At 71.8% G+C, this 26,177-nt stretch carries 26 protein-coding genes; 15 read left to right on the top strand and 11 right to left on the bottom strand.

All coding sequences use genetic code 11. The features are described from left to right. Positions 1 to 129: 129 nt before the first annotated feature. Complete coding sequence (locus ADK67_RS20180; protein ID WP_053718005.1) at positions 130 to 1,641, bottom strand: hypothetical protein; 1,512 nt, start codon at positions 1,639 to 1,641, stop codon at positions 130 to 132. Further along, a complete protein-coding gene (locus ADK67_RS20175; RefSeq protein ID WP_053718004.1) occupies positions 1,638 to 2,051 on the bottom strand; it encodes a hypothetical protein in 414 nt (137 codons plus the stop codon). The genes ADK67_RS20180 and ADK67_RS20175 overlap by 4 nt, the downstream gene beginning before the upstream one ends. A 105-nt stretch (positions 2,052 to 2,156) precedes the next feature. Between ADK67_RS20175 and ADK67_RS20170 the strand changes: the two genes are divergently transcribed. The 4 genes from ADK67_RS20170 (at position 2,157) to ADK67_RS20155 (ending at position 6,586) form a co-directional block, all read left to right on the top strand. Then, positions 2,157 to 2,894: an SIR2 family NAD-dependent protein deacylase gene (locus tag ADK67_RS20170; protein WP_082403628.1), complete on the top strand. Its 738-nt coding sequence runs from the start codon at positions 2,157 to 2,159 to the stop codon at positions 2,892 to 2,894. Between the two features lie 62 nt (positions 2,895 to 2,956). Further along, positions 2,957 to 3,529 carry a carbonic anhydrase family protein gene (locus ADK67_RS20165; protein ID WP_157620622.1) on the top strand — a complete coding sequence of 191 codons (573 nt, stop codon included), beginning with the start codon at positions 2,957 to 2,959 and terminating at the stop codon, positions 3,527 to 3,529. Positions 3,530 to 3,574: 45 nt separating this feature from the next. Further along, positions 3,575 to 5,107 (top strand): AMP-binding protein, encoded by a 1,533-nt coding sequence (locus ADK67_RS20160; RefSeq protein ID WP_053718001.1) that lies wholly within the window; start codon positions 3,575 to 3,577, stop codon positions 5,105 to 5,107. A 171-nt stretch (positions 5,108 to 5,278) separates the two neighbouring features. Then, the gene (locus ADK67_RS20155) at positions 5,279 to 6,586 is read left to right on the top strand and encodes an NlpC/P60 family protein (RefSeq protein ID WP_053718000.1); all 1,308 of its coding nucleotides are present in this window, start codon (positions 5,279 to 5,281) and stop codon (positions 6,584 to 6,586) included. A 21-nt stretch (positions 6,587 to 6,607) separates the two neighbouring features. Here ADK67_RS20155 and ADK67_RS20150 read toward each other — a convergent pair whose 3' ends face one another. The 3 genes from ADK67_RS20150 to ADK67_RS20140 all read right to left on the bottom strand — a co-directional run bounded on the left by ADK67_RS20150 (position 6,608) and on the right by ADK67_RS20140 (position 9,066). Next, the gene (locus tag ADK67_RS20150; protein ID WP_053718038.1) at positions 6,608 to 7,387 is read right to left on the bottom strand and encodes an ion transporter; all 780 of its coding nucleotides are present in this window, start codon (positions 7,385 to 7,387) and stop codon (positions 6,608 to 6,610) included. Between the two features lie 84 nt (positions 7,388 to 7,471). Continuing rightward, positions 7,472 to 8,269 (bottom strand): GrpB family protein, encoded by a 798-nt coding sequence (locus tag ADK67_RS49155; RefSeq protein WP_231648273.1) that lies wholly within the window; start codon positions 8,267 to 8,269, stop codon positions 7,472 to 7,474. Positions 8,270 to 8,319: 50 nt separating this feature from the next. Continuing rightward, a complete protein-coding gene (locus ADK67_RS20140) occupies positions 8,320 to 9,066 on the bottom strand; it encodes an SAM-dependent methyltransferase (RefSeq protein ID WP_053717999.1) in 747 nt (248 codons plus the stop codon). Between the two features lie 368 nt (positions 9,067 to 9,434). Here ADK67_RS20140 and ADK67_RS20135 point away from each other — a divergent pair, with 368 nt between their 5' ends. From ADK67_RS20135 to ADK67_RS20100, 8 genes are all read left to right on the top strand, one after another. Next, positions 9,435 to 10,190, top strand: a complete 756-nt coding sequence (locus ADK67_RS20135) for an alpha/beta fold hydrolase (RefSeq protein ID WP_231648272.1) — start codon at positions 9,435 to 9,437, stop codon at positions 10,188 to 10,190. Continuing rightward, positions 10,187 to 11,641, top strand: coding sequence for a sensor domain-containing diguanylate cyclase (locus ADK67_RS20130; protein ID WP_053717997.1), 1,455 nt, complete (start codon positions 10,187 to 10,189; stop codon positions 11,639 to 11,641). The genes ADK67_RS20135 and ADK67_RS20130 overlap by 4 nt, the downstream gene beginning before the upstream one ends. 161 nt (positions 11,642 to 11,802) lie before the next feature. After that, positions 11,803 to 12,552, top strand: a complete 750-nt coding sequence (locus ADK67_RS20125; RefSeq protein ID WP_053717996.1) for an MHYT domain-containing protein — start codon at positions 11,803 to 11,805, stop codon at positions 12,550 to 12,552. 16 nt (positions 12,553 to 12,568) lie between these two features. Next, on the top strand, positions 12,569 to 13,105 hold the full coding sequence (gene mobA, locus ADK67_RS20120) for a molybdenum cofactor guanylyltransferase (RefSeq protein WP_053717995.1): 537 nt from the start codon (positions 12,569 to 12,571) through the stop codon (positions 13,103 to 13,105). 135 nt (positions 13,106 to 13,240) lie between these two features. After that, a complete protein-coding gene (locus tag ADK67_RS20115; protein WP_053717994.1) occupies positions 13,241 to 14,272 on the top strand; it encodes an AAA family ATPase in 1,032 nt (343 codons plus the stop codon). A 65-nt stretch (positions 14,273 to 14,337) separates the two neighbouring features. Then, the gene (locus tag ADK67_RS20110) at positions 14,338 to 15,219 is read left to right on the top strand and encodes a DUF58 domain-containing protein (RefSeq protein ID WP_231648279.1); all 882 of its coding nucleotides are present in this window, start codon (positions 14,338 to 14,340) and stop codon (positions 15,217 to 15,219) included. Beyond that, positions 15,219 to 16,184, top strand: coding sequence for a VWA domain-containing protein (locus tag ADK67_RS20105; protein ID WP_053717992.1), 966 nt, complete (start codon positions 15,219 to 15,221; stop codon positions 16,182 to 16,184). Before ADK67_RS20110 ends, ADK67_RS20105 begins: the two co-directional genes overlap by 1 nt. A 9-nt stretch (positions 16,185 to 16,193) precedes the next feature. Beyond that, the gene (locus ADK67_RS20100) at positions 16,194 to 16,775 is read left to right on the top strand and encodes a DUF5655 domain-containing protein (protein WP_053717991.1); all 582 of its coding nucleotides are present in this window, start codon (positions 16,194 to 16,196) and stop codon (positions 16,773 to 16,775) included. Positions 16,776 to 16,998: 223 nt separating this feature from the next. Here the strand turns inward: ADK67_RS20100 and ADK67_RS20095 are convergent, their stop codons facing one another. The 3 genes from ADK67_RS20095 to ADK67_RS20085 are packed head-to-tail and all read right to left on the bottom strand — an operon-like array spanning position 16,999 to position 19,895. Further along, positions 16,999 to 17,883 carry a TAXI family TRAP transporter solute-binding subunit gene (locus ADK67_RS20095; protein ID WP_053717990.1) on the bottom strand — a complete coding sequence of 295 codons (885 nt, stop codon included), beginning with the start codon at positions 17,881 to 17,883 and terminating at the stop codon, positions 16,999 to 17,001. Next, positions 17,880 to 19,235: a sensor histidine kinase gene (locus ADK67_RS20090; RefSeq protein WP_053717989.1), complete on the bottom strand. Its 1,356-nt coding sequence runs from the start codon at positions 19,233 to 19,235 to the stop codon at positions 17,880 to 17,882. Before ADK67_RS20090 ends, ADK67_RS20095 begins: the two co-directional genes overlap by 4 nt. Next, positions 19,236 to 19,895, bottom strand: coding sequence for a response regulator transcription factor (locus tag ADK67_RS20085; protein ID WP_053717988.1), 660 nt, complete (start codon positions 19,893 to 19,895; stop codon positions 19,236 to 19,238). 56 nt (positions 19,896 to 19,951) lie between these two features. Between ADK67_RS20085 and ADK67_RS20080 the strand changes: the two genes are divergently transcribed. Both ADK67_RS20080 and ADK67_RS20075 read left to right on the top strand, forming a co-directional pair. Further along, positions 19,952 to 20,677: an ANTAR domain-containing response regulator gene (locus ADK67_RS20080; RefSeq protein ID WP_231648271.1), complete on the top strand. Its 726-nt coding sequence runs from the start codon at positions 19,952 to 19,954 to the stop codon at positions 20,675 to 20,677. Between the two features lie 137 nt (positions 20,678 to 20,814). After that, positions 20,815 to 21,528 (top strand): hypothetical protein, encoded by a 714-nt coding sequence (locus tag ADK67_RS20075; protein WP_053717986.1) that lies wholly within the window; start codon positions 20,815 to 20,817, stop codon positions 21,526 to 21,528. An 82-nt stretch (positions 21,529 to 21,610) separates the two neighbouring features. Here ADK67_RS20075 and ADK67_RS51050 read toward each other — a convergent pair whose 3' ends face one another. Both ADK67_RS51050 and ADK67_RS20065 read right to left on the bottom strand, forming a co-directional pair. Further along, the gene (locus ADK67_RS51050; RefSeq protein ID WP_157620620.1) at positions 21,611 to 22,750 is read right to left on the bottom strand and encodes a DUF6801 domain-containing protein; all 1,140 of its coding nucleotides are present in this window, start codon (positions 22,748 to 22,750) and stop codon (positions 21,611 to 21,613) included. Between the two features lie 71 nt (positions 22,751 to 22,821). Next, positions 22,822 to 24,030 carry a DUF6801 domain-containing protein gene (locus ADK67_RS20065; RefSeq protein ID WP_053717984.1) on the bottom strand — a complete coding sequence of 403 codons (1,209 nt, stop codon included), beginning with the start codon at positions 24,028 to 24,030 and terminating at the stop codon, positions 22,822 to 22,824. A 223-nt stretch (positions 24,031 to 24,253) separates the two neighbouring features. Here ADK67_RS20065 and ADK67_RS20060 point away from each other — a divergent pair, with 223 nt between their 5' ends. After that, a complete protein-coding gene (locus tag ADK67_RS20060; RefSeq protein WP_053717983.1) occupies positions 24,254 to 24,880 on the top strand; it encodes a hypothetical protein in 627 nt (208 codons plus the stop codon). On the opposite strand, the gene ADK67_RS20055 is transcribed toward ADK67_RS20060, so the two are convergent. Further along, positions 24,849 to 26,144 (bottom strand): helix-turn-helix domain-containing protein, encoded by a 1,296-nt coding sequence (locus ADK67_RS20055; RefSeq protein WP_063797663.1) that lies wholly within the window; start codon positions 26,142 to 26,144, stop codon positions 24,849 to 24,851. The genes ADK67_RS20060 and ADK67_RS20055 overlap by 32 nt on opposite strands. Positions 26,145 to 26,177 lie beyond the last annotated feature (33 nt).

The raw sequence follows: 26,177 nt of genomic DNA, 5'->3' as shown, positions 1-26,177 counted from the left end.
CTTAGCGGAACCTCGGCGGGTCTTGGCGGCCGGAATTGTCGGACCCCGCCGGCAAAATAAAAGCAGGGGTCCCCTTGGCGAGGACCCCTGCGGAGCGTGCGGTGGTGCTGTGCGGTGGTGCTGTCCGACTTACTTGATCGCCTTGATCAGCTCGTCGATGTCCTTCGGCTCCAGACCGCGCATCAGCGTCAGGAACAGCTCGCTGTACGTGCGGAACGGGCTGACGAACCACTTGCCGTCGACCTCGGTCGCGACCACGCCGATGCCGTCCTTCAGCACCTGCGCGCCGATCCGGGCGATCACGTCGATCGCGGCGGGCGGGATGTTGCGGCCGCCCTGCTGCTCGACCAGCTGCGTGATCTGGTCCGCGCACAGCTGCTGCGTCTCGCCCTTGACGGTGGCGCTGTAGCAGTCGCCGTCCCGGCTCAGCTCGACCGTCTCGCCCTCGGCCTCGACCACGAGCTTGCGGATCGTCAGCAGCTTGCCGCCGGAGACGTCCTTCGCGTCGGTCTCCAGCTCGATCAGCTTCGCGCCCGTGGCGGGCGTCTTGCCGATCTGGTCCAGGATCACCGGGCCGACGTCCTGCAGCACGCCCATCTCGTCCGGCGGCAGCAGCGCGATGACGCCCTTGACGTCACCCTCGAGCGCCTTCTCCACCATCTGCTTCGCGGCGTCGTTCGCCGAGCCCGCGCCGGCCGGCGCGATGCCCTGGGCGGGCCACTTCAGGTCCTCTTCCTCCAGCGCCGCGTTCGCGAGGGTGTAGAAGAGGCTCGGGTACCACTCGTCGCCCACCTTGATGGTGGCGATGCCGATCGGCTTGCCGCCGCGGTCGGCCTTCTCCTTGGCGAAGTCCAGCGTGTCGGTCTCGGTGCCGGCCTTGTCCAGCTCCGCGCCGAGCGCGTCGACCAGCTTGTCGGTCAGCGGGATCTGCTTGACGTCCGAGGTGATCGTGATCTTGCCCTCGACCACCTTGTTGATCGTCAGGTGGTCGTTGACCTTCTCCGCGGCGGCGTCGTCGAACTTGATGCCCTCGCTCTTGATCTGGACGCCGCTGAGCTTGTTCGGGTCCGCGTCCTTCTTCAGGATCTCCAGCCGCTTGGCCTCGCTGATCGTGGCCTCGGTGTAGTCCTTGCTGAGCTTCGCCTCGGCGGGCGCCAGACCGTTCATGATGCCGAGGACGTCACCGCTGCCCAGCGCGCTGAGCAGGTTGTTCGCCGCGGTGGACGGGCTCTCGGAGCCGGCGGCCACGTCGTCGGAGCTGCGCAGCGCCCACACCGTGGCGACCGTGCCCGCGGCCAGCGCGAGGACGGCGACGACTGCGGTGATGACCAGGCCGGTGCGCTTCTTCTTCGGCGGCTCACCCGAGAAACCGGCGGGCGCCTGGCCGTAGGGCTGGCCGAAGTCCTGCTGGTAACCCGGCTGCTGCGGCTGCGCGAAACCCTGCGGGCCGGTCTGCGGGTAGCCCTGCTGCTGCGGCTGGGGACCGGTCTGCGGGTAGCCGCCCTGCTGGGGGTAGCCCCCCTGCTGCGGGTAACCGCCCTGCTGCGGGTAGCCCCCCTGCTGCGGCTGGCCCTGCTGCGGCTGGCCGTACGGGTTGTTCTGCGGTGGCCATTCGCCTCCGCCGCCACCTGGGTACGTCACGGTGCTCCTCCTGGAGTGCTGATCGCTGTGCGGGAAGTCGCGGTGAGCACGGTGATCGCCCCGGCGATCCCCAGCACAGCACCACCGAGGGTCGCCACCGGTCCGGTCAGGCTGATCCCGACCAGTGCCGCCTCGTTGCCCCCTTGGACGGCGGCAAGTGCCGCCACCGTTCCCGCAATCGTGCCAAACACTAGTGCGAGCCATGACGCGAACCGGTGAAAACCCGCGACCCACAGCACCACGCAGCACACCGCCAAAGGGGTGAGCGCCACCCACACACCGCGCACGACCTCGCCCGGCACACCGTTCAACCCGGCGAAACCACGCAGAGCGAGCACCTCGTAACTGGTCCTCGTGACGGTGCCGGAGCGCAGCCAGGGCAGGAAGAAACCCGTCACCGCCGTGACCAAACCGATAACTCCGAGCGCCGCGCCCGTCCAGTGTCTGAATGTCGGCCTCGCCGACGGTGTCCCGCGCACGCACCCATGCTCGCAGGCGTGTGGGACGGTGGTGCCATGAGTGCACGGGACGTGATGGCCCTCGCGCGGCGCATCACCGCGCTCACCGGCGCCGGTGTCTCGCTGGAGTCGGGGGTGGTGCGGTTCCGGTTCGACGCGTCGGCGTTCCTGACGTCGGCACGCGTGCGGCGGGAGGCGTGGGAGTCCTGGCTGGACGATCCGATGTGGACGGCCGAGCCGAATGCCGCGCACCGCGCGTTGACCGGGTTGCAGCGGATCGGGCGGCTGCGGTCGTTGCTGACGCAGAACGTCGACGGGCTGCACCAGCGGGCCGGGTCGTCCTCGGTGATCGAGCTGCACGGGTCCATGTCACGTGTGGTGTGCGTCTCATGCGGCGCCGTCGGAGCGATGAGCGAGGCGCTGGCGCGCGTTCGCGGCGGTGAGCTGCCGCCGGATTGCCAGGTGTGCGGCGGGGTCCTGCGGCCCGCGGCGGTCGCGTTCGGCGAGCCCCTGCACGACGACGTGCTGCGCGCGGCGCGGATGGCGGTGCTGGACTGCGACGCGATGCTGGTCGCCGGGACGTCGCTCACGGTCGAGCCCGCCGCGCAGCTGGTGCCATTGGCGGCGAAAGCGGGCGCGGCGGTGGTGATCTGCAGCCTCGACCCGACGCCGTACGACTCGCTGGCGGCGGCGGTGGTGCGCGAGCCGGCCGCGTCGGCGCTGCCCGCACTGGCCGCCGTGCCCGTGGTGGCGACCGGCCCGATCCGAACGTGGGGCGACCCCAGCACCTGGTGAACCACTCGTTCGTGGCAGGCAACCACCCGAACGTGACCGCGTCGCGGTGCAAGGGTGACCGCATGGGGAGTCTGGGGAGTCAACAGTCACCGATCAACCTCCGGGACGCGGTGGTGGTGCCCCGGCTGGCGGACGAGTTCGACGTGCGCTGGCGGGCCGACCAGTTCGTCGCCCGGGACGAGGGCCACGGCTGGCGGTTCCGGCCGAGGGGCGAGCACCTGGTGTGCCTGGGCGGGCAGGAGTTCCGGCTCGACAACCTCCACTTCCACCGGCCGAGCGAGCACTGGGTGCGCGGCCGGGCGCGGGGCGCGGAGCTGCACGCCGTCCACCTGAGGGCGGACGACGCGTTGCGCGCGTGCGTGGTGGCGGTGTTCGTCGACCTCGGCGAGCCGGGCGCGTCGGAGGGGAAGCCGCCGAGCGGCATCGACCTGCCGGCGCTCTTCCCGGGCGGCGGGTTCCACCGCTACGAGGGCTCGCTGACCACGGGCGAGTTCGACGAGATCGTCAGCTGGGTCGTGATGAACGAGCCGGTCCAGGTGGAGGACCCGGCCCTGCGCGCCTTCGTCCGCACGCACGCCGACCACCCGCGCCCCGTGCAGCCGGTGAACCGGAGGTTCGTGCTGGCGACCGGGTGACGTGGAGGTAGCCGGGGCGGTGGCGGGTAAATAAGGTCACCTCGTATGCGCGTACCCCTGACCGTCGCCGATTTCCTCCACCGGGCGGAGCAGGTCTTCGCCGACACCACGGCCTCCGTCGACGAGCCCGTCCAGCCCGCCGCGCCCGTGCCGACCACGACCTACGGCGAGTTCGCCACCCGCGTCCGCGCCTGGCAGGCCGGGTTCGACGCGCTCGGCGTCGGCGAGGGCGAACGGGTCGCCGTGGTCAGCCACAACTCGGCCCGGCTGCTCGAACTGCTGCACGCGGTGCCCGCCTCCGGCCGCATCGCGGTGCCGGTGAACTTCCGGCTGCGGCCCGACGAGGTGTCCTACATCGTCGAGCACAGCGGCGCGTCCGCGCTGCTCGTGGACCCCGAACTGGAGCTGGACGGCGTCACCGCCCGGCACCGCTTCGTGCTCGGCGAGCAGACCGAGACCGAGCTGATGCGCTTTGACACCGAGCCGCGGCCGTGGCGCGAGCCGGATGAGGACGCCACCGCCACGATCAACTACACCTCCGGCACGACCGCGCGCCCCAAGGGCGTCCAGCTGACCCACCGCAACGTCTGGCTCAACGCGGTCACGTTCGCCATGCACGCCCGCGTCTGGGAACGCGACGTCTACCTGCACGTGCTGCCGATGTTCCACTGCAACGGCTGGGGCATGCCCTACGGCCTGGCCGGGCTCGGCGTGCCGCAGGTCGTGCTGCGCAAGGTCGACGGCACCGAGATCCTCAACCGGGTCCGCGACCACGGCGTCACGCTGATGTGCGGCGCGCCCGCCGTGTGGAACGCCGTGCTGGACGCCGCCCAGGACTGGGACGGCGAGATCCCCGGCCGCGACCGGGTCCGCGTCATCTGCGCGGGCGCGCCGCCGCCCAGCCGCACCATCGCCCGCGTGGGCGAGGAGCTCGGCTGGGAGTTCCTGCAGCTCTACGGCCTGACCGAGACGTCGCCGCTGCTGACGTTCAACCGCACCCGACCGGCCGACGACGAGCTGCCGCCGCTGGAGCGGGCGCGCAAGCTGTCGCGGGCGGGCGCGCCGGGGCTCGGCGTGCGGCTGAAGGTGTCCGAGACCGGCGAGGTGCTGGCCCGCGGGAACGTCGTCATGGCCGGCTACTGGGAGAACCCCGAGGCGAGCGCCGAGGCGCTGGAGGACGGCTGGTTCCACACCGGCGACGGCGGCGAGCTGGACGACGAGGGCCACCTGACGATCTCCGACCGCAAGAAGGACGTGATCATCACCGGCGGCGAGAACGTGTCGTCCATCGAAGTGGAGGACGCCCTGTTCGGCCACCCCGCGGTGGCCGAGGCGGCGGTCATCGGCGTGCCGCACGACAAGTGGGGCGAGACGATCAAGGCGCTGGTCGTGCGGGCCGAGGGCGCGGAGGTGTCGGAGGCGGAGCTGATCGCGCACTGCAAGGCCAGGCTCGCCGGGTACAAGGCGCCGACCTCGGTCGAGTTCCGCGACGCCATCCCGCGCACCGCCACCGGCAAGGTGCAGAAGTTCAAGCTGCGCGAGCCGTACTGGGCCGACCTCGACCGCAAGGTCAACTGACCGTGATCCCGTCACCCGGCTGAGGGTGGTTCCCCGCGTCTGCTGTGACCCGTGTGGCTGATGTTCACGCCGGGTCGGTTGGAAACAGTGAGGCACGAGTGGCAGAGTCGGCCTGCGTAGCGCCGTTCGGCGTAATGCCGATCGGCCGAGTGCGCGGGGAGGGCGGCAGTCGTGACTCGCTGGGTGATCCCGATCGTGATCGCGTTGACCACCGCGACGGGCCTGGGAGGCGCGGCGCACGCGGTGCCGCCGCCACCGCCCAACCCCAGCGACGCCGAGATCAGCGCCGGCAGGCAGGAGGCCGACGCCAAGGCCGCGCGCGTCGGTGAGCTGACCGGACGGCTCACCGACGCCGAGGCCCGGCTCCGGGACCTGACCGACGACGTCGCGTTCAAGCTGGAGCTGGCCAACAAGGCACGGGTCGACCTGGAGACCGCGCAGGGCGAGGCCGACCAGGCACGCCGGGACGCCGACGCCGCACGGGTCGAGGCCGAGGCCGCCGGCCGCGCCGTCGAGGACGCCCGCGTGCGGCTCGACGAGTTCGCCGCCGCCAGCTTCGAGCAGGGCAGCCTGGTCGGCTCCGTGTCCGCCTACTTCGGCGCGACCAGCCCGCAGGACCTGCTGGCCCGCGCCCAGTTGCTCCAGGCCGTCAGCGAGTCGAGCCTCGACGCGCTGGACGACGTGGAGCGCACCCGCGCCGAGCAGGCGAACAAGGACTCCGCCGCGCGTGCCGCGCTCGACCTGGCCGACCGCAAGCAGGACGCCGCGGACCAGGCCAAGAGGGACGCCGACGCGGCGCAGGCCACCGCCGTGCAGGCCCAGCAGGGCCAGGCCGCCGCCGCGCGGGACATCCAGGACGACAAGGCCCGCGTGGAGGGCGAGCTCGACCAGGCGTTGAACGCGGTCGAAGGGCTGGAGGGCCAACGCGCCCAGTACGACCGGTGGCTGGACGACAAGCGCCGCGAGGAGGAGGAAGCCGCGCGCCTGGCCGCCCTCGCCGCCGTGCAGGCCCCTCAGGCACCGCAGGCGCCGCGACCGCCAGTGGTGACGGCGCCGAGCAGCAGCGGTGTGGAGACCGTCGTCGCCCGCGCCCTGCAGCAGCTCGGCGTGCGGTACTCGTGGGGCGGCGGCAACTACGACGGCCCCACCGTCGGCATCCGGGACGGCGGCGTCGGCGACGCGCACGGCGACTACTACAGCGTCGGCTTCGACTGCTCCGGGCTGATGATGTACGCGTTCGCGGGCGTCGGCGTGTACCTGCCGCACTACAGCGGCTACCAGTACCACGCCGGCCGCAAGGTGCCGCTCGCCCAGGCCCGGCGCGGCGACATGCTGTTCTGGGGACCGGGCGGCGGCACCCACGTCGCGCTCTACCTCGGCGACGGCATGATGGTCGAGGCGCCGTACTCCGGCTCGCACGTCCGCGTCGCCCCGGTCCGGTACGGCGGGATCATGCCGTACGCCACGCGCCTGCTGTAGCCGTCGCCGGCGTCTCCCCGGTCAACGGCGGTCTCCGACGGGCTCCAGCCGCAGCGCCCGGACCTCCTCGCGCAGCGCCTTGATCTCGTCCAGCAGCCGGTCGTCCGGTGCGCTCGGCGGCGCGGCCTCGGACTCCATCGCGCTGCACACGACCGCGATGAACAGGTTCAGCATGGTGAACGTGCCGACCAGCAGGTAGACCACGAAGAAGATCCAGGCCAACGGCTGGGTGGCCATCAGGTCGCGCATCACGTCCGACCAGCCGTCGCCGGTGGTGAGCTGGAACAGCGTCAGGATGGTCGCACCGAGGTCGCCGAACCGGGGGTCGCCGCTGGCGCGGAACAGGTTGATGGCGACCACGCTGCCGACGTACAGCATCAGCACGAGCAGCCCGGACAGCGACAGCAGGCCCGGGACGGACTTCACCAGCGCGGTCACCACGCGGCGCATGCTCGGCACCATCGCGACCAGGCGCAGCGCGCGCAGGATGCGCAGGGCCCGGACGACCGACAGCGGACCGGCCGCGGGCAGCAGGGCGACGCCGACCACGACGAAGTCGAAGCAGTTCCAGGGGTCGCGGAAGAACCGGAGGCCGTGCGCGTACAGCCGCGCGGCCAGTTCCAGGACGAAGATCGCCAGGGCGGCGTGGTCCAGCGCGTCGAACACATCGCCGTAGGACGCGACCAGTGCCGTCGACGTCTCGCAGCCGAGGGTGATCGCGTTGACCACGATCACCGCGATGACCATCCGCTGGAAGCGCCTGCCGTCCACGACATCGCGGACGCGGTCGCGCAAAGCCATGCCGAACTCCTCCTGCACGCGTCGGGGATCTTGCTCGATCGAGCACCGCCCCATCGGCGTGCCGGCTGTACGGCTTGAGCGAATTCACCCCGTCGAGCGGAAGAATTCCGATTTCGCGCGGGTGTAGTCGTCGTAGTCGTCGTCTCCGGCGTGCGCTTCGGCCGCACGGAGTTTCGCGGTCTCGTACGCTTCCCGCACGGCCGGGTCGGCGCGCAGCCGGTCGCGGAAGTCGATCGTCCGCCGGTGCCACGGGTTGCCGAGCTGCCGCACGTGCAGGATCGCGGGCGCCTCCGGGTCGTGCCGGACGTAGAGCCGCTTCCGGTACAGCGCCTCCGGCACCTCCGGGTCGGTGTGCCAGTCGTGGGTCACGCCGGGGGAGTCCGGGCGGGCGCCCGTCTCGGCGCGGAATCCCAGCGCGGCCAGCGTGTACTCGTCGTCGGGGTCGGGCAGCAGGGGCACGCCGAGCTGGAGGTCGATGAACCGCTTGGCGCGCAACCCCGGCACGGCGGTCGAACCGATGTGGTCGTACGTCCGCGACCGCTTGCCGAGGGCGTCGCGCAACCGGTCGAGCAGGCGGCGCGCGAGGACGGGCAGCCGCGGGTCGTGCTCCTCCAACACGGGCGGTGTGCGCGGTGGCGGGTCGATGCCCGCGAACCGACGTGCGAACGGCTCGATCCGCTCGGTCCACAGCGCGTCCGCCTGGGTGGAACTGTTCACCACGACGTCCGCCCGCGGGTCCTCGAGACCGCTCACCACCAGCGCGGCGGGCCCGGGCGAGGTGGAGTCGGCCACCATCGCCAGCCCGGTCACGTCCAGCGCGCGCAACCGGTCCGCGACGGCCGCGGCGGACAGCACTTCGACGATCAGTCGACGATCTTCCATGGGTCCATGATGGCGCGGACCCCCGACAAACCGGGGGCCCGCGCTCCTCATCAGCGGTCCATCAAGGCGAACACTCCCCAGCCCATGTACTCGCGTTGGTAGCGCGCGTACCGGACCGGTGCGGCCGCGAGTTCGGCGCGCAGCACGGGCGCCAACTCGTCGTCCGGGTTCCGGTCGAGCCACTGGCGGGTGTTGAGCCACTGCGCCGCGACGTAGCGGTCCCAGCTGTCCTGGTCGGCCAGCACCATCTCGACCACGTCGCAGCCCAACCCGTCGAACTGCGCGAGCAGCCCAGGCAGGGACAGGAAGTCGTCCCGGCTGGTCGCGTGGCTGCCTTCCACCGCGGCCTGGTCGGGCGGGTCGACCCGCCAGAACGGGTGCCCGATCAGCAGCAGGCCGCCGGGGCGCAGGCTGCGCCGCAACAGCTCCACCGTGCCGGGCACGCCGCCGCCGATCCACGCCGCGCCGACGCACGCGGCGATGTCCACCGGCTCGTCCGCGACGTGACCCGACGCGTCGCCGTGCGCGAACTCCACCCGGTCGGCCACGCCCAGCTCGGCCGCACGTGCCCGCGCCGAGGCGAGGAACGCCGGGCTGAGGTCGACGCCCGTGCCGGTCAGCCCGTGGTCACGGGCCCAGGTGCACAGCATCTCGCCCGAACCGCAGGCGAGGTCGAGCACGCGCCACCCGGGTTCCGGGCGCAACGCCCGCCCGAGGACGGCCAACTTGGCTTCGTCCAGCGGGTTGTGGATGCGGTGGGTGCTTTCACGGATGGTGAAACCACGAGGTATGTCCACTTCCGGTCGTCCTCACGTCAAGGGGAAAGGTCGGCGTGATCGGCCGCTCGGCGGCCGGGACCCGGACGGGCATGCAATGCACCTCGTTCGCACACGTGAGGACAGGGGACGGTGAGGTTAGGCATGATGGCGAGAGGCTGTCCACCGGTTTACCGGATCCGTCTCACTTGGCCTGTCCACAGTGGACTACGGGTGGATATGAACCCCTATTCGGCGTGATCGCGGAATTGTGACCCCCGAAATGCGGAGAAATGCCCGTGATCACCCGAATGCGCCGCGCGGATTCGGTAGCGTCAGTGGTCTGAGGGAGGAAGTCAAGTCCAGGGGGGACCATGACGGCCGGCCGCTTGATTCTCGACGACGGCGAATTGACCTATCACAGACGTGGCGACGGGCCACCGGTCGTGCTGCTGCACGCGGGCGGGCTCGGGGTCGCCATGTGGGACCGTCAGTACGACCTGCTGGCGCGGGACCACACCGTGATCCGGTACGACGCGAGGGGCCACGGCGAGTCTTCGCCGGTGACCGGCCCGTTCGCGCACCACGAGGACCTGAGGGACCTGCTGGACGGTCTCGACCTCGACCGGCCGACGCTCGTCGGCCTGTCGATGGGCGCCCGCACCGCGATCGACTTCGCGGTCACCCACCCCGACCGGGTGGCCGGCTTGGTGCTCGTCGGGCCGGGCGTGAGCGGGATGAAGTTCGAGGACCCGTTCGTCCTGGACCAGTTCGCGCGGATGCGGGCTTCGACCACGGTGGACGAGGTCGCGGAGTGCGTGCTGCGGATGTGGGTCGACGGTCCACACCGGTCACCGGACGAGGTCGACCCCGAGGTGCGGGAGATGTGCCGCGTGCTGACCGTCCACGCCGTGACGAGCGGGGTGTTCACGATCATGGGGGACGAGGTGCACGCGGTGGACCGCCTGCACGAGCTCACCGCGCCGACGCTGGTCGTCGTCGGCGACCTCGACTCGTCGGACATCCACGTGGTCGCCGACCTCGTGCTCGGCGCCGCGCCGCGGGCCGGGAAGGTCGTCGTCGAGGGCGCCGCGCACCTGGTGAACCTCGACCGGCCCGACGAGTTCGACCGCGCCCTGCTGCGGTTCCTCAGCGCGTCGCGATGAACGGCGGCTTCCACCAGGCGGTGCTCGACCGGGCCGACGCCGCCGTGCTGGTGGTCGACCCGACCGACCTGGGCGTCCGCTGGGCGTCCCCGGCGGCCCGGCGGTTGTTCGGCGCCGCGTCCGGCCTGCTGCCCGACCTGGTGGCGAACGGCGACGCGGCGGCGGTCGGCACGTTCCTCCAGGCGGCCGGCCGCACGGGCGCGTCGCGGTTGACGTGCGCGGTGCCGGTGGAGGGCTCGGTGCACCGGCGGGTCGACCTGATCGCCCGCGACCTGAGCGAGGACCCCGACGTGCGCGGCCTGGTGGTGGTCGCGCTCGACGTCACGGGGTGGGCGGAGACGGCCGACGAGCTGGGCAGCCGGCTCAACACCGACGCGTTGACGGGCCTGGCCAACCGCACCGGCTTCCTGCCGCGGCTGGAGCAGGCCGTGCGCGGCGCGCCGGGCCCGGTGCTGGTGTTCCTCGACCTCGACCAGTTCAAGGACGTCAACGACCTGCACGGGCACGCGGCGGGCGACCACGTGCTGCGCCTGGTCGCGTCCCGGCTGGCGGCGGTGGTGGCCGGCCGCGGCACGGCGGCCCGGCTCGGCGGCGACGAGTTCGCCGTGCTGCTCGACGAACTGGACGAGCAGCAGGCGATCGCCGCGGCGCAGGAGATCCTGGCCGTGATCGCCACGCCGGTGACGTTGGACGAGGGCGTGGTCCGGGTGACGGTGTCGGCGGGCATCACGTTCGTCCGGCCCGGCCACGGCGCGGAGGACCTGCTGCACCAGGCGGACCTGGCGATGTACCGGGCGAAGACGATCGGCCCGGTCGGCGTCGCCGTCTACGACCAGGACCTGGAGGACTGGGCGCTGGCGCGCAAGCACCAGGTCGACCGGCTCGCCGAGCGGCTGGAGGAGCTGCACGCGGAGAACCGGGCGCTGGCCGAGGCGGCGACCATCGACCAGCGCACGGGCCTGCCGAACCCGGCCACGTTCGACGCCGACCACGCCCGCCGCAACCGCGCCGGCGAGCCGTACAGCCTGCTGCTGGTCGACATCGACCGCTTCCACAGCTACAACACGCTGTACCGCTACCTGGCCGGGCACGAGACGTTGCGCAAGGTCGCCGAGGCCATCGACCGCACCACCCGGGCGGGTGATCGCGCGTACCGGTACGGGGGCGAGGAGTTCACCGTGCTGCTGCCGGGCACGCGACTGGACGGCGCGCTGGCGTCGGGCGAGCGGATCAGGCAGGCGGTGCAACGGCTCGGGCTGGAGCACCGGGGCAACACCGGCGGCGTGGTGACGGTGTCGATCGGCGCGGTGGAGGTCGTGCCGGGCGCGTCCGTGACCGACGCGGTGGAGGAGGCCAGCGTGGCGGTGCTGGAGGCCAAGGACGCGGGCCGCAACCGGGTGGTCGGCCGCCGTGCCGGTGGGGTGGGCGTGCCGCACGACGTGACCGCGTAGGACGGCCACGGGCGCGGCTCACCCTCACGGTGTTCCGAGTCGTCCATTTAGCCTAGCTAAAGACTACGCTCGGTAGAGAAATGGCCCAGGTGCATTGCGAATCAATGAATTCACCTGGGCCGTTCTGGTGAACGTGATCACCGTGAGTTAGTAATTGGGGTGTGGACCACGACTCGATGCAGCACTTCTCCGACGGCCTCTCCACCCTCGTGCTCGCCTACGTCGTCTCCGTGGTCGGCTCCCTCATCGGCCTCGCCTGCATGGCCCGCGCCCAGGCCGAGCCGAGCCGGGCCGCCAAGGCGCGCTGGACCGTGTTCGGCGCGTTCGCCATCGGCGGCGTCGGCATCTGGCTCATGCACTTCATCGCCATGCTCGGCTTCGACGTGCCCGGCGTCGTGGTCAAGTACTCCGTGCCGCTGACCGCGCTGTCCGCCGTGGTGGCCATCGCGGTGGTCGGCGCCGGGCTGTCGCTGGTCACGCTCGTCCGGTTCACCAGGATGCGGCTGCTCATCGCGGGACTGCTGGCCGGGCTCGGCGTGGCGGGCATGCACTACCTGGGCATGTCCGCCATCCGGTTCCGCGGCGGGATCTCCTACGCACCGGCGCTGGTCGCGTTGTCGGTGCTGATCGCGGTGGTCGCCGCGACCGCCGCGTTCTGGTTCACCCTGGTCGTGAAGACGGCGCTCGCGCGGATCGCGGCCGGGCTGATCATGGGCGTCGCGGTCACCGGTATGCACTACACGGGCATGGCCGCGGTGCGGGTCGACGTCGACCCGACGATCGCCGCGCCGCTGGGCACGGCCGCGTTCGACCTGGTGTTCCCGGTGTTCGTGACGAGCGCCCTGGTGGTGGCCGCGCTGCTGTGGCTGCTCTTCACCTCCGACGACGACGCGCTGGGCGAGCCCGTCTAGCGGCTACGGTTGGCCCGTGGCGTCCTGGACGGCGGTGGTCCTCGCGGGTGGTCGGGGCAGCAGGCTGGGCGGCGTGGACAAGGCGTCGGTCGTGGTCGGCGGCCGCACGCTGCTCGACCACGTGCTGGACGCGGTCGCGCTCGCCCGGCGGACCGTCGTCGTGGGCCCGCGCAAGGACGACGTGCCCGGCGTGACGTGGGCACGGGAGGACCCACCCGGCGGCGGACCGGTCGCGGGACTGGCCGCCGGGCTCGCGCACGTCGCGACCGACCTGGTGGTGGTGCTCGCGGTGGACCAGCCGGGCCTCACCCGGTCCACGGTGGACCGCCTGCTGGCGGCCGTCGGCGACACCGGCGCGGTCCTCGTGGACGACGAGGGCCGCTCGCAGTGGCTCATCGGGGCGTGGCGCACCGGTCCGCTGCGCCGAGCCGTGCCCGCCGACCCGCGCGACGTCTCGCTGCGCTCGGTCCTCGGCCCGCTGAACCCCGCGGCCGTCACCGCCCTGCCGGGCGAGGCACGGGACGTGGACACGCCGCGCGACCTGACACCCTGACGGGTGACCAAGATCGGGTGAGATGGGCGTGAGCTGCACCGCTGCCCGATTCCGGGGTCCGACCCCCTTCACAAGAGCCATACCGTCGGCAGGGGAGACTGGGCCACAGTCGTACAACCCTGTCGAGGAGGACCTTTGTCCGAGCCCGCCGCCGAGGCGCCCAACACGCCGGCTCGTGACGCCCAGTTGCTCGAACGCACCGTGTTCGAGGTCAAGCGGGTGATCGTCGGCCAGGACCGGCTGGTCGAGCGGATGCTCGTCGGCCTGCTGGCCAAGGGCCACCTGCTGCTGGAGGGCGTGCCCGGCGTGGCCAAGACGCTCGCCGTCGAGACGTTCGCGAACGTCGTCGGCGGCTCGTTCTCCCGCGTCCAGTTCACCCCCGACCTGGTGCCCGCCGACATCCTCGGCACCCGCATCTACCGCCAGGGCAGCGAGACCTTCGACGTCGAGCTGGGCCCCGTGGTGGCGAACTTCGTCCTCGCCGACGAGATCAACCGCGCGCCCGCCAAGGTGCAGTCGGCGATGCTCGAGGTGATGGCCGAGCGGCACGTGTCGATCGGCGGCAAGACGTTCCCGATGCCCAACCCGTTCCTGGTCCTGGCCACCCAGAACCCGATCGAGAACGAGGGCGTCTACCCCCTGCCCGAGGCGCAGCGCGACCGGTTCCTGTTCAAGATCCAGGTCGAGTACCCGACGGCCGAGGAGGAGCGGGAGATCGTCTACCGGATGGGCGTCGAGCCGCCGGTGCCGAGCCAGGTGCTCGGCCCGGACGAGCTGGTCCGCCTGCAGGGCGTGGCCTCCCGCGTCTTCGTGCACCACGCGCTGGTCGACTACGTGGTGCGGCTGGTCATCGCGACCCGCGCGCCCAAGGAGCACCAGCTCACCGACGTGGCCGGGTGGGTCGCCTACGGCGCCTCGCCGCGCGCCAGCCTCGGCATCATCGCCGCGGCCCGCGCGCTGGCGCTGGTGCGGGGGCGTGACTACGTGCTGCCGCAGGACGTCGTGGACGTGGTGCCGGACGTGCTGCGCCACCGCCTGGTGCTGTCCTACGACGCGCTGGCCGACGGCGTGCCGCTGGACCACATCATCACCCGCGTGCTGCAGACCGTGCCGCTGCCGCAGGTCTCCGCACGTCCGCAGACGCCGCAGCCCGCGGGCAGGCCGTGACCGAGCCGAACCCGACGGGCGCCGACCGGCCGAGCTGGGCGCCGCCCGTGCTGCACGGCGGCCGGATGGAAGCGGCGCTGCGCACGCTCGAACTGGAGGTCCGCCGCCGGCTCGACGGGCTGCTCCAGGGCAACCACCTGGGCCTCGTCCCCGGACCTGGCTCCGAGCCCGGCGAGGCGCGGCCCTACCAGCCCGGCGACGACGTGCGGCGGATGGACTGGGCGGTCACCGCGCGCACCACCGTGCCGCACATCCGCGAGACCGTCGCCGACCGCGAGCTGGAGACGTGGCTCGCGATCGACCTGTCCCCGAGCCTCGACTTCGGCACGGCGGCGTGCGAGAAGCGCGACCTGGTGGTCGCCGCGACGGCCGCGGTGGCGCACCTGACCCGCGGCGGCGGCAACCGGATCGGCGCCCTCGTCTCCACCGGCGAGGACCTCGTCCGGGTGCCCGCACGCGGTGGCCTGGCGCACTCGCGCGGCCTGATCCGCAAGGTCGCCGAGACGCCGCGCGCACCCGAGGGCACCCGCGGCTCGCTGGCGGAGGTGGTCGAGCAGCTGCGTCGCCCGCCGCGGCGTCGTGGCCTCGTCGTGGTGATCTCCGACTTCCTCGGCGGCACGGAGTGGCAGCGCCCGCTGCGCGCGTTGTCCGCCCGGCACGACCTGGTGGCCATCGAGGTGATCGACCCGCGTGACATCGACCTGCCCGAGGTGGGCACGGTCGTGCTGGCCGACCCGGAGTCGGGCCGGCAGCGCGAGGTCGTCGCGTCACCGCTGCTGCGCCGGGAGTTCGCCGCCGCGGCGGCCGAGCACCGCGCCGAGGTGGCGGCGGGTCTGCGGCGGGCCGGGGCGGGTCACCTCGTGCTGCGCACCGACTCGGACTGGATCGCGGACACCGTGCGGTTCGTCGTCGCGCGCAAGCGCCGCTGGTCGGGAGGGGTGGCCTGATGAGCCTGTCGGGTTTCACCGCGCCGTGGTGGTTCTTGTTGCTGGCGGCAGTGGTGGCGATCGCCGCGTTCTACGTGGTGCTGCAACGCGTGCTGCGCAAGCGGACGCTGCGGTTCGCGAACCTGTCGATGCTGGAGAAGGTCGCGCCCAAGCGGCAGGGCTGGTACAAGCACGTGCCGGTGGCGGTGCTGATGGTCGCGTTCATCGCGCTGACCGTGGCGCTGGCCGGGCCGACCGCCGAGCAGAAGGTGCCGCGCAACCGCGCCACCGTGATGCTGGTGATCGACACGTCGCTGTCGATGAAGGCCACCGACGTGCAGCCGTCCCGGTTGGAGGCCGCGCAGGTGGCCGCCAAGTCGTTCGCCGACGGGCTCACGCCGGGCATCAACCTGGGGCTGATCTCGTTCGCCGGTTCGGCCACCGTGCTGGTCGCGCCGACCACCGACCGCGCCGCGGTCACGCAGAGCATCGACGGGCTGAAGCTGGCCCAGTCGACCGCGACCGGTGACGCGATCGTGGCGGCGCTGGCGGCGATCGACTCGTTCGGCAAGGTCGTCGGCGGCGCGGACGGGCCACCGCCCGCGCGGGTCGTGCTGATGACGGACGGCAAGGAGACCGTCGGCACGCGTGACGCGTTCGATGCGGCCGAGGACGCGAAGAAGGCGGGCGTCCCGATCTCCACGATCTCGTTCGGCACCGAGGAGGGCGTGGTCGAGATCGAGGGCCGGCAGCAGGAGGTGCCGGTGGACGACGACTCGATGAAGGAGATCGCGAAGCTGTCCGGCGGCGAGTTCTTCAAGGCCGCGAGCGCCGAGGAGCTGCGCCGGGTGTACGACACGCTGGGCGAGCAGATCGGTTACGAGAAGAAGCAGGCCGACGCGTCGCGGCCGTGGGTGGCGCTGGGCACCGTGCTGGGGTTGATCGCCGTGGCGGGCGCGCTGCTCTTCGGGCAACGTCTGCCGTGAGCGGGCAGTATGTCGCCCGTGGTGGTGGCGGAGAACTGGCGGGAGATGGTCGACTGGTCCGTGGCGCTGCTGCGCCGCGGCACCGGCGAGGGCGTGCCCGAGTGGAATCGGCGGGTGCTGTCGTCCGGTCTCGACAACGAGTGCGACCTGCGGGTTTGGCTGCGTGAGCAGGGCGTGACCGGCTACCCGCAGATGCTGCTGGTGATGGAGCGGTTCGGGTACCCGGACCTGCTGAGCGCGTCGTCGGACGAGCTGGTGGACGCCCAGTACGCCGACCGGCCCGAGCTGCGGCCGATCCTCGACCGGCTGCTGGCCGAGGCGGCGTTGCTGGGTCCGATGCACGTCCGGGCGCGCAAGACGTACGTGGCCCTGGTGACGCCGCGCCGGACGTTCGCGATCGTCAAGGCGAGCACGCGGGCGCGGGTCGACCTGGGCCTGCGCCTCGCGGGCCACCCGCCGACCGGTCGGCTGGAGCCGGCGGGCTCGCTGGGCAACGACACCATCACCCTGCGGATCGGCATCAGCAGCGCCGACGACATCGACGACGACACCCTGACCCGCCTCCGCCAGGCCTACACCGCCAACACCTGACCTCTCGCGTGTCGAACCTTCAGGTCGCGCGTGTCCTACGTTCGCGTCACGCGTGTCCTACGTTCAGAACACCTGAATTCAACGCTCAGAACACGACCGGCCGTCCTGAGCGTTGAATTCGGAGTACCGGAACGTAGGACACGCGCGACCTGAACGTAGGACACGCGCGTTCTGAACGTTCGACACGCGCGGGTTGGAGGTTCGGCACGCGTGGGTTGAGTGGTTAGCCGTGGAGGTTGCGGTAGGTGGTGGCGGCGCCCGGGTGGAGGGGGAGGCCGGCGGTGCCGATCAGGCTGCGGACGTCGAGGAACTGGGTGCCCAGGGTTTGGCGGGGGACCAGGGCGGCGGCGCGGGAGATCAACGTCCGGGTGACGGCGGCGGCCACGTCGTTCGGCAACGAGGCCCGGCACACGAGCAGGTTCGCCACCCCGATGGTCGGCACCTCGCGGGTCGCGCCGTACACGCCGACCGGCACCGGCACCTGCTCGTACACCGAACCGTGCGCCGCACGCAGCCGCGGCACCAGCTCGGCCAACGGCAGCAGGCGGATGCCGGGCAGGTCGTCCAACGCCGGCGTCGGCACGCCACCCGACCACAGCAGCGCGTCGACCCGCCCGGCCGCCAACGCCTCCGCCGCGTCACCGAGCCGCAAATGCTCCACCCGCACGGAGTCGCGAAGCCCGAGCGCGACCAACATCCGCTCACCGGACAGCGACGCGCCGGAACCCTCCGCGCCCAGCGACACGGTCCGCCCGGCCAGGTCGGCGGGCGCCCGCGCCGGGTCGTCCTCGCGCACGACCAGCTGCAGGTAGTTCTCATACACCCGGCCCAACGCGCGCAGCTCCAGTCCCGGATCGGCCACGAGCGCGGAGTCGGCCAACGCCAGCGCGACCTGCGCCCCGCCCGACGCCAGCAGCGCCAGGTTCGCCAGGCTGCCCTCCGTCTCCAGCGCCCGACCCCGCACGTCGACCAACTGCTCCGCGAGCAGGGTCGCGAAGTCGAAGTACATGCCGCCCCGCTCACCGGCGGCGATGGCCACCTCGCCCGACGGCGCGCCGCTCGTGCACCCGGCGGCCAGCAGCCCGAGCAGGAACACCCGCCGGTTCACAGCGCCGGCTCCAACGGCAGCGTGACGCGGGCGGTGAACCCGTCCGCCGACGACAGGCCCAGCACCCCCTGCCGCGCCCTGACGAGCTGGTCCGCGATGGCCAGCCCGAGCCCCGTGCCCGGCTGCCCGGACCGCCCGCGCCAGAACCTCGACGTCGCCAACGCCAACTCCTCCTCGCTCAGCCCGGGCCCGTCGTCGTGCACCTCGACCCAGCCGACGCCCGCCGCGCGGTCCGCGCCGAGCGACACCCGCACCGCGCCGCCGTACTTGACCGCGTTGTCCAGCAGCACGTCCAGCACCTGCGCCAGGTCCGACTCCGGGCAGCGCACCAGCACCGCCAACGCGGGCGTCCGCGGCAGCGGCACCTGCCAGAACCCGGCCCGGTCCACGGCCACCGCGCCGACGTCGGCCAACTCCGGCTCACGCCCACCGGCCGCCACCTCGGTGGCCGCGCTCTCCGCCGACGCCAGCGCCAGCAGCCCGTCCAGCAGCGACTCCAGCCGTTCGATCTCGGCCACGCCCGCCGTGTACGCGCGCATGCCCTCCGGCTTGACCTGCCCGCTCAACGTGTCCATGCGCAGCCGCAACGCCGCCATCGGGTTGCGCAACTGGTGCGAGGCGTCGGCGATCAGCCGTCGCTGCTGGTCGGCGGCCTCCGTGACGGCGTCGGACATCCGGTTGAACGACTCCGACAGCTCCCGCACCTCCGGCGGCCCGCTGCTGCCCGCCACGTGCGCCCGCCGTTCGCCCGCGGCCACCGCCCGGACGCCGATCGCCAGCTCCGCCAGCGGTTTGAGCAGCCACCGCGTGACGGCCAGCACCAGCAGGATCGAGATGACGGCCGCCGCCAGCGCGCCGCCGAGGACCAGCGCCCACCGCCTGCTCACGTCCGCCGCCGCACGGTCAACCGACGCGCGCAGCACCACCGCCCCGGCCACCCGGGTGCCCGTGCCGACCGGCCGGGCGAACACCACGTGCCCCGACGACCAGGGCGTCACCGTCGGCACCGACGACGCGGGCTGGTTGCGCAGCGCCGCGTCCAGCACCCGTGCCAACGCGGGGTCGTCCGCGGTCAGACCGGCCTGGGCGACCGGCTGCCTGCGCGCGTCGACCACCACCACCGGATCCCCGTACAGCTCGACGTACGCGGTGACCTCGTCCTCCAGCGCGGCCTTGTCGCGGGTGGTCTCGGCCTGCTGGGCGAGCGCGGCGAACCGGTCCAGGTCACCGGTGCGGGTCAGCACGAACCGCTGCGTGCGCTCGGCGGCCGTGGACGACAGGAGCGGCACGGCGAACGCGGCCACCGCGGCGGCGGAGAACAGCAGCAGCACCAGCAGCAGGCGACGACGCATTCACTCACCGAGCCGATAGCCGAAACCGCGGATGGTGGTCAGCAGGCCGGGGCGGCCCAGCTTGGCCCGCAGCCCCGCCAGGTGCACGTCCAACGACCGCGACACGGCGAGGTACGCGTCGCCCCACACCTCGTCCATGAGCTGCTGGCGGCTCACCGCCGTGCCCGCCCTGCTGGCCAACGCGGCCAGCACCTCGAACTCCTTCGTGGTCAACGAGACCTCCGCGTCGCCGACCACCACGCGCCTGCCCTCCAGGTCGATCTCCACGTCACCGACCCGGACCGTGCGGTCCTTCGGCCCGGTGAGCGCCGCGCTGCGCCGCGCGACCGCGTCCATCCGGGCCAGCAACTCACCGAGGCGGACCGGTTTCACCAGGTAGTCGTCCGCGCCGAGGCGCAGACCACGCACGATCGACCGCTCGTCGCCCCGGGCCGTGAGCACCAGCACGGGCACCGGCGACACCTTGCGGATCTTGCGCAGCACCTCCAACCCGTCGGTGTCGGGCAGTCCCAGGTCGAGCAGCAGCAGGTCGAAGTCGCGGTGGACCAGGAGCGCGTCCGCGCCGCGGGCCACCCGGCTCGGCCGGTGGTCGTTGGCCTCCAGCGCCTCGACCAGGGCGTCCGCGACCCCGTCGTCGTCCTCGACGAGCAGCACGCGCACCCGTCCACCCCCTTTGGTTGGGGCGATTATGGCCTCATGGGTGTAAACAAGTGGCTGTGAGCATTGAGGAACACGTGCCGGCGTCCCTGCTGGACGAGGCCAGCGAGGCGTTGGAGGAGCTGGCCGGCGTGCTGGCCGACGGCCAGACCCTGAACGACGCCCTCCAGCAGCTGGTCGAATCGGCGTCGCGGGTCATCCCGGACGCGGAGAACGTCTCCGTGACCGTCATCGGCGCGGAGGGCGCGTCCACGGTGGCCTGGACGGACGAGAAGGTCGTCGCGATCGACCGCGACCAGTACGCGGCGGGCAACGGACCGTGCCTGGAGGCGGCCAGGACGCAGCGGCCGGTGCGGGTCACCGTGGACGGCGGCCGGGAGAAGTGGCCCGAGTTCGCCGCCGTGGCCGAACGTGCGGGTGTGCGGGCGTACCTGTCCGCGCCGATCTCCGTCGAGGACGACGTGCTCGGCTCGCTGAACCTCTACAGCTCCGACGTCCGGGCGTTCGACCCGTTCGACGAGGCGTTGTTGCGGCTGTTCGTCACCGCCGCGTCCACCTCGATCACCGGGTTCCGCCGGTACGAGCGGTCCCGCCGGCTGGTCGAGCACCTCCAGCGGGCGCTGGAGTCGCGTGCCGAGATCGACCAGGCCAAGGGCGTGCTGATGGCCGCGCACGGCGTCGACGCCGGCGAGGCGTTCGCCCGGCTGGTGACCGAGTCGCAGCAGCACAACACGAAGCTGCGCGAGGTGGCCCGCAACCTGCTCGCGTCGGTGCGGAGACCGTGATTGTCACGGCCCTGACAAAAGTCGTATTCGAATTTTGGTTTTGGCAACAGGCGTGAATTGACCGGTTCGAATTCTTCGGAGTGCGGTTAGAGTGGGTCGGCAGAAAGCCTGATTCCCATTCTGGTCCGAGGAGGGGCATGCGCTCCAACCGTGTCGCCGCGGCGGGATTCGCCGTCGTGGTCTCCGTTGTGCTGTCCGCGTGCGCCGACGACCCGTCGTCGACGATGAGGACGTTCGACACGCCGCAGGCGTTGGCGGAGGCGAACCGGGTGGCCGCCGAGGGCAAGGGGTCGGTCACCGTCGACCTCGACCTCGCGACCAACGGCAAGGGCAGCTGCGGGTTGCGCACCGACGACTTCGCCGCGTCGTGCCGGATCTCCATCGCCGACGCCGAGGAAGTCGCGTACGTGATGGTGCCGGACGGCATCTTCGTGCGGATACCGCAGGGCCAGGCGCCGCAGCCGGACAAGCCGTGGCTCAGGATCGACCCGGACGACCCGGACAACGCGCTGGCACGGGCCATGGCGGACGTCGCGGTGCACATCCGCGACACCGCCGACATCCGCAAGGCGTTGCCCGAGGGCGCGCGAATCGTGGAGAAGGCCGAGGAATCGTTGTCCGGCAAGCAGACCGTCCGCTACACCGCGCACGTGACGGTGGACGGGCGGGCGTCGGTGCTGAAGCTGTGGGTGGACGACCAGGACCTGCCGGTGAAGACCGAGGCGCGCACGCCGGTCGAGGGCGGTGAGGCGGTGCGGGTGGTCGCCCACTACCGCGACTGGGGCAAGCCGGTCGACATCACCCCGCCCACGCCGGAGCAGCTCAGCGAACTGCCCGCGCTGCCGGGCTGACCGCACGGCGATCGGCCCCCTCCGGCGGTTCGTCGGAGGGGGCCGATGTCGTTGGCGGGCAAGGGGTTCCGGCCGGCGTTCGTCAGGCGCGACGGCGGGTGTGGCGGAGGTATAGGAGCACCCCCACGCCCACGGCCAGCAGCGCGCCGCCCAGGACGAGCGGGCCCGTGATCGAGGAGCCGGTGTTGGCCAGCTTGCCGTTGCTGTCCGGGTAGTTGACGACCGGGACGACGGCCTGGGTCGTTGTCGTTGTGGTCGTGGAGGTCGTGGTCGACGTCGTGGTGCCGGCGCTCGTGGTTGTGGTGCTGGTGGGCGCGCTGGTGGTGGTGGACGTCGGGGTTGTCGTGGTGGTCGTGGACGTTGGAGTGGTCGTCGTGGTGGTCGGCCGAGTCGTTGTCGTTGTGGTTGTGGTGGTGGTGGGACTTGTGGTGGTGGTCGTCGGCTGAGTGGTGGTCGTGGTGGTGGTTGGCGATGTGGTGGTGGTGGTCGTGCTGGTCGGGTCCGTTGTGGTCGGATCCGTTGTGGTGGTTGTGGGATCCGTGGTCGTGGTCGTCGTCGTGGTGGGCTCGGTCGTAGTCGTCGTGCTGGTCGTCGTGGACGTCGGAGTTGTCGTGGTGGTGGTTTCCGGCTTCACGGTGAACTGGTAGAGCTGCGTCGACTGGCCGGGTTTGAGGGTGCACGGTGAGGTGAACGTGCCCAGCCCGGTCAGCGAGCCGTCGGACTTGCGCGGCGTCAGCGTGGTCTCGAAGTCGCCGATGCTGATCGTGGTGCTGCCCGCGTTGGGGAAGCTCACCGGCGGCGTGGTGCCCGAGGCGATCGTGTCGAACGCCCCCGACGGCGGCACCGGGGTCTTCGCCACGGTCAGGTTCGGCACGATGTCCAGCGCGAAACCGGCGTTGTCCACCCGGGTCTGCGCCTTCGCCGTGCCCTCCACGGTCGCTGCGCCGACCAGCGCCAAGCCCTGCGTCGCCAGGTCCGGCACGGTCGCGGTGGCGGTCACCCGCCCCTCCGGGATCGGGCTGCCCACCACCGCCTCGTCCGGCAGGTCGTCCACCACGATCTTGACGCTCATATCTTGCGCCCCGATCAGCGGGAACGGGCAGTTGTAGACCAGGGTGAGCGTCGCCGTCGCGGCACTGCCGACGCCCGCGCCCCACAGGGCCGCGCCGCCGACCAGCACCGCGCCGAGGCCGAGCGCGGCCACCCGGTGTCGCAATCTCATGTCAGGTTCTCTCCTGGGGAACGCCCTTCAGCGGGCCGGCGACGACGCCGACCCGCTGCGGGGGAGTGGGGTCACTGCTTGGCGATCTGGAGGTCGAGCGTGTTGCCCGGCCCGGGGATGGTGCCGTTGACGACGGCGGTCACCAGGCCGCACCGGTCGAACTCGCCGATGCTGTACGAGCCGGTGAGGCCGCCGCCGTTGAGCGGGTCGAAGCCGGGCTTCGAGGTCAGGTCGACGATGCTGGGCGCCACGGTCTGGCACCAGTCGGTCGGCCGCACGACCTGGATGCCGAGCACCCGCACGTCGGTCAGCTTGATGCCCACGGCGGTGCGCGCGGTGACGGCGCCCGCGGTGATCGTGCCGTGCGTGCGCATCTGCGGGATCAGCCGCACCTTCGCCGTGGTCGGCATGAACCCGAACAGCTTGAAGGTGCCGGACGTGTCGGGCAGCGCCAGGTCGCCCTCGAACTTCCCGGCCATCAGGTCCACTTCGGTGGCCAGCGTGCCCGGTCCGAGCGGCAGGCCCGAGTTCAGCTTCTTGATGGTCGACGACCCGTTGACGCCGTAGGTGATCCGCAGCGGGTCGTTCGGCGCGGTGGTGGTGGTCGTCGTGGTCGTCGGCGGCAGGGTGGTGGTCGTGGTGGTCGGCGCGGTGGTGGTGGTCGGCACGGACGCCGGCGACACCGTGAACTGGTAGAGCTGCGTGTTCTGGCCCGGCTTGAGCGTGCAGTCGGAGGTGAACGTGCCGAGGCCGGTCTCGCTGCCGTCGGCCTTGCGGGGCGTCAACGTGGTGCTGAAGTTCCCGACCGTGATCGTGGTGAGGCCCGCGTTGGCGAGGGTGAGCGGCGGCGTGCCGCCGGTGGCCACGGTGTCGAACGGGCCGGAGGCGGGCACGTTCGTCTTGGCGACCACCAGGTCCGCCACGACGTTGTGCGCCGCGCCCGCGTTGTCCACCAGCGTGTTCGCCTTGGCGGTGCCCTCCACGGTCGTGGCCCCGACCAGCGTGAGGCCCTGGGTGGCGGTCGCCGGCACGGTCGCGGTGGCGGTCACCTTGGTCGCCGGGATCGGCTGACCGGCCACCGCCGAGTCGGGCAGGTCGGTCACGTCGATCTTGACGCTCATGTCCTGGTTGCCGATCAGCGGGAACGGGCAGTTGTAGACCAGGGTCAGGCTCGCGGTGGCGGCCGTGCCGGTGCCCGCGCCGGCGAACGCCACCGTGCCCACGACCGCGGTGGCGATCGCGAGCGCGCCGACGACCGACCGACCAGTTCGTTTCAGCATGTGCGTCTCCTCGTCGAGAGCAGTGCGGAAAACAGATGCTACTGGTGAGTAAAGTAGCCAGGTCGAACAGTCGCGGCAAGTATTCTTTCGTGTTTCCCCTGGCCATGTCAGAGGTGCGACAAAAGCGCCGGAAAGCTTTGTCACGCGCGTGACAAATCATTGATCGGCGCTTGTGCGCGCCAGGCCGGGGAAAGTAGTTTCGAAGAATGAGCGGAGCGGTGCGGTGAGGATCGCGGTGGTGCTGGCCGCGGTCGCCGCGCTGCTGGGCGCGGCGCTGACCCCCACGTGGGTGGTGCGCCACGCCGAGGTGCGCGCGCCCGTGCTGACGGCCGGCATCAAGGTCGTCTACCGGGTCGAGGGCGTGAGCCGGATCCACAAGCTCCAGTCCGACCTCGCCATCGGTCCCGGCGTCCTCGAAGCCGAGATCGACCTCGCCAACGGCACCATCACCGGCGACCTGTCGCTGCCGCCCAGCCTCGGCTACTTCATCGTGTTCGGCTTCGTGCCCAACACCGCGCGCACCGAGCTGATCCCGGTCGCCCGGGTCACCGGCACGATCAAGGACGGCTACGTCAAGGCGAACGCCAAGCTCCTCATCAAGCTCGACGAGGTCGCCGTGAACGAGCAGCCGCTGGACGTCGGGCAGGCGTGCCAGACCGTCGAGCCCGCGTCGATCGACCTGGGAGGGCCGTTCGAGCTGGCGAAGATGCGGATGACGGGCGTCTACACGATTCCGCCTTTCGGTGGCTGTCAGGGCCGCGAGCGGCTGGACCCGCTGCTGACCGGCCTGATCTCCGGACCCGGCAACACGATCGACCTCACGCTGACCTTGCTCCCGACGGTCCCGTGAACCCCGGCGGGCCCGCCGGACCGAGCCGGCGCGGTTGCCCGGCCGCGCCGCCCAGCAGCCGCAGCGCCCGCAGCGCGATGCCCATGTCGAACAACGCGTCCGGGTCGTGCAGCTTCGCCCCGAACAGCTCCTCCAGCTGCCGCAAGCGGTAGCGCACCGTCTGCGGGTGCACGGCGAGGCTCGACGCGACCTCCGGCGCGCTGCCGCGCGTCTCCACCCACGCGGTCATCGTCTCCCGCATCCGCTGCTGCTGCTTGGGCGTCAGCCCTTCCAGCGGCGCGAGCGTCCGCTTCACCAGCTCCCGCACCAGCTCCTCGTCACCGAGCAGCAGCAGCGTCGACAGGTGCTCGGTGGTGTCCACCATCGGCCGGTCGGCGATCACGCCCGACTGGATCAGCGTGATGGTGCGGCGCGCCCAGCGCAGCGACTGCCGCGCCGACGTCAGCGGCACGACCGGGCCGACGGCCGCGCGCCACCCGCCGAGCTTCTGCTCCAACGCGACCAGCTGCCGTTCCGGGTCGGTGAGCAGCAGGCACGGCTCGCTGCCCTCCAGGTCCATCAGGATGTCCTCGTGCAGCGCCGGTATCGGCAGCTGGTGCTGGTCGGTGCGCCGTTCCAGCGCCACCACCAGCACCTTGTCCGGCAACGGCCAGTGCGCGGCCTCGGCCAGCTCGGCCAGCGCGTTCGGGTGGTAGCCCGGCTCGCCCAGGAGCAGCTCCAGCAACCGCTTGCGCCGCCGCTGCAACGCACCCGCGTGCCGGGCCTGCGCCTCGGCGTAGCCCTCCATCGACCGCAACGACAGCTCGTCGATGTAGGCGAAGATCGCCTCGGCGATCAGGCACATGGTGGCCAGCGGCACGCGCTCGGTCTGCCCGAACTCGGAGATCCGCCGCCACGCCACCCGCGCGCCGATCCGGTACGCCGTCTGCAGCAGGTCGAGGCTGCGGCCCGCGCTGACCTCCAGCTTGCCCAGCAGCCGGAACAGCTTGGCCCGGTCCTCCCGCTGGGCGGTCGGGTCGACCATCCGGTCGATGAACTGGTGGATCGCCTGCTCCACCCCCTCGACCACCACTTGGCCGAACATCCCCTCCAACTTCTGTGAATACTCGGCGATCTGGTCCTGGATTTCCCGGACCATGTCCACGGCCACGTCGCCCGCCCTGGCGCGGAACTTCGGCGCGAGGTCGGCGGGCAGTTGCTCCCACAGGTCCGCGTTCCCGATGAGCGGTAACTCGGAGGCTCGGAGTTCTCCGGTTCTGTTCATGCTGTTCGCCCACCACCAAACGGTTGGGTGTGA

Source organism: Saccharothrix sp. NRRL B-16348 (genome assembly GCF_001280085.1).
Taxonomy (GTDB): Bacteria; Actinomycetota; Actinomycetes; order Mycobacteriales; family Pseudonocardiaceae; genus Actinosynnema.
The sequence above is the reverse complement of the archived record's forward strand: the minus strand, read 5'-3'. Positions and strand labels throughout refer to the sequence as shown.

Excerpts from the sequence above, each read along its gene's own strand:
- ADK67_RS20170 (WP_082403628.1), top strand. The coding sequence starts at position 2,157 with ATGAGTGCACGGGACGTGATGGCCCTCGCGCGGCGCATCACCGCGCTC.
- ADK67_RS20165 (WP_157620622.1), top strand. The coding sequence starts at position 2,957 with ATGGGGAGTCTGGGGAGTCAACAGTCACCGATCAACCTCCGGGACGCG.
- ADK67_RS20160 (WP_053718001.1), top strand. The coding sequence starts at position 3,575 with ATGCGCGTACCCCTGACCGTCGCCGATTTCCTCCACCGGGCGGAGCAG.
- ADK67_RS20150 (WP_053718038.1), bottom strand. The coding sequence starts at position 7,387 with ATGGCTTTGCGCGACCGCGTCCGCGATGTCGTGGACGGCAGGCGCTTC.
- ADK67_RS49155 (WP_231648273.1), bottom strand. The coding sequence starts at position 8,269 with ATGGAAGATCGTCGACTGATCGTCGAAGTGCTGTCCGCCGCGGCCGTC.
- ADK67_RS20130 (WP_053717997.1), top strand. The coding sequence starts at position 10,187 with ATGAACGGCGGCTTCCACCAGGCGGTGCTCGACCGGGCCGACGCCGCC.
- ADK67_RS20110 (WP_231648279.1), top strand. The coding sequence starts at position 14,338 with ATGGAAGCGGCGCTGCGCACGCTCGAACTGGAGGTCCGCCGCCGGCTC.
- ADK67_RS20105 (WP_053717992.1), top strand. The coding sequence starts at position 15,219 with ATGAGCCTGTCGGGTTTCACCGCGCCGTGGTGGTTCTTGTTGCTGGCG.
- ADK67_RS20100 (WP_053717991.1), top strand. The coding sequence starts at position 16,194 with ATGTCGCCCGTGGTGGTGGCGGAGAACTGGCGGGAGATGGTCGACTGG.
- ADK67_RS20090 (WP_053717989.1), bottom strand. The coding sequence starts at position 19,235 with ATGCGTCGTCGCCTGCTGCTGGTGCTGCTGCTGTTCTCCGCCGCCGCG.
- ADK67_RS20075 (WP_053717986.1), top strand. The coding sequence starts at position 20,815 with ATGCGCTCCAACCGTGTCGCCGCGGCGGGATTCGCCGTCGTGGTCTCC.
- ADK67_RS51050 (WP_157620620.1), bottom strand. The coding sequence starts at position 22,750 with ATGAGATTGCGACACCGGGTGGCCGCGCTCGGCCTCGGCGCGGTGCTG.
- ADK67_RS20065 (WP_053717984.1), bottom strand. The coding sequence starts at position 24,030 with ATGCTGAAACGAACTGGTCGGTCGGTCGTCGGCGCGCTCGCGATCGCC.
- ADK67_RS20055 (WP_063797663.1), bottom strand. The coding sequence starts at position 26,144 with ATGAACAGAACCGGAGAACTCCGAGCCTCCGAGTTACCGCTCATCGGG.